The following is a 454-nucleotide window of genomic DNA, read 5'->3' on the forward strand; positions in this document are numbered from 1 at the left end:
TCGGGCTGGCGCCGGAGGACTACGCCGTCGACCCGCGCTTCGCGGAGCTCGGCTTCGGCTCCTGGGCGGGCTCGACCTGGGCCGAGATCCGCCGCTGGGACCCGTCCGGCGCCTTCGCCCGCGACCGGGACCGCTGGGGCTATCGGCCGCGCGGGCCCGGAGCCGAGAGCTACGCCATGCTCGCCGAGCGGGTCGGCGCGGCGGTCCGCGAGCTTTCGGGCCCGACCGTCATCGTCGCCCATGGCGGCACCGCCCGCGGTCTCCTCGTGGCGCGGGGCCTCGTCCATCCCTCCGCGGCGCCGCGCATCGGAGTGCGCCAGGGCGAAGTTCTGGTGATCGAGACGGACGGGTGGCGCTGGGCCTGAGCCCATGGAAGCGCGGTTCAGGACCGGCGGAATAGGCGCCCTCTGCGCATTCCCGGCATGAACGAGGGCTGGTGCCGGGACGGCCCGCC

The 454-nt window shown here is 75.8% G+C and carries 1 protein-coding gene; it reads left to right on the forward strand.

Annotated features, from left to right (window positions below):
• Window positions 1-365, forward strand: a 365-nt coding sequence (locus OWC48_RS46535; RefSeq protein WP_282525997.1) for a histidine phosphatase family protein, incomplete at its 5' end; no start/stop codon positions are given.
• Window positions 366-454: the final 89 nt, after the last annotated feature.

The organism is Bradyrhizobium sp. Arg816, assembly GCF_029989365.1.
In the GTDB taxonomy this organism is placed as follows: domain Bacteria; phylum Pseudomonadota; class Alphaproteobacteria; order Rhizobiales; family Xanthobacteraceae; genus Bradyrhizobium.